Annotated in this window: 2 protein-coding genes; both read left to right on the top strand. The window is 39.1% G+C overall.

Translation table 11 applies throughout. The features are described 5' to 3' along the window. Nucleotides 1–228 carry a hypothetical protein gene (locus ACFIL8_RS12325; RefSeq protein ID WP_375611041.1) on the top strand — a complete coding sequence of 76 codons (228 nt, stop codon included), beginning with the start codon at nucleotides 1–3 and terminating at the stop codon, nucleotides 226–228. A 116-nt stretch (nucleotides 229–344) separates the two neighbouring features. After that, nucleotides 345–575 (top strand): hypothetical protein, encoded by a 231-nt coding sequence (locus ACFIL8_RS12320; protein WP_375638891.1) that lies wholly within the window; start codon nucleotides 345–347, stop codon nucleotides 573–575. Nucleotides 576–601 lie beyond the last annotated feature (26 nt).

The raw sequence follows: 601 nt of genomic DNA, 5'->3' as shown, positions 1-601 counted from the left end.
ATGATTTTTTGGCTAAAGAAATATTCTCTTATGTTTACAGCGGCTTTAGCCGTTTTTTTTATGGCTTTAGCCAAGGCATTTCAGCTTGGCAAGCAAAGCGAACGGCAAAAGCAAACAGAGAATGCTTTAAAGACAGCAACAACCCGTCTTGAGGTAGAAAATGAAGTTAATCGAAAAAGTGATGCTGGTGTGCGCTCTGAACTTTCTCGTTGGGTGCGCGGCAAATAGGTCTGTTTCTTGTGGTGGCTGGTTGCCCATTTATTTGGATAATCAGGATGTTGAGGTCATCAGTTCCAACCTTGCAAGAGATATTTTGAAGCATAACAAGCAGGGAGCCCATTTATGTGGTTGGAAAGATGGTCAAGAAACGAAGCAGCAAAGATAAAGGTCTTACAGAAACAGAACAACAGCTCCTTCACGAGATGATAGAGACCTATCAAGGCTTAAAGATGATGTCACGCATCATGAAATTGATTGCCTTCATTCTCTTTATGTTTGTAATAGATTTTTCCCGTTTTGTGGATGCCATAGAGAATAGCTTCTCACATCTTAAAAGATGGATAACAAAAAGTTAGATATCAAATCTCTCCTTTAAAAATAT

It is taken from the genome of Bartonella sp. AP57NXGY (genome assembly GCF_042195805.1).
Classification (GTDB): domain Bacteria; phylum Pseudomonadota; class Alphaproteobacteria; order Rhizobiales; family Rhizobiaceae; genus Bartonella.
The sequence above is the reverse complement of the archived record's forward strand: the minus strand, read 5'-3'. Positions and strand labels throughout refer to the sequence as shown.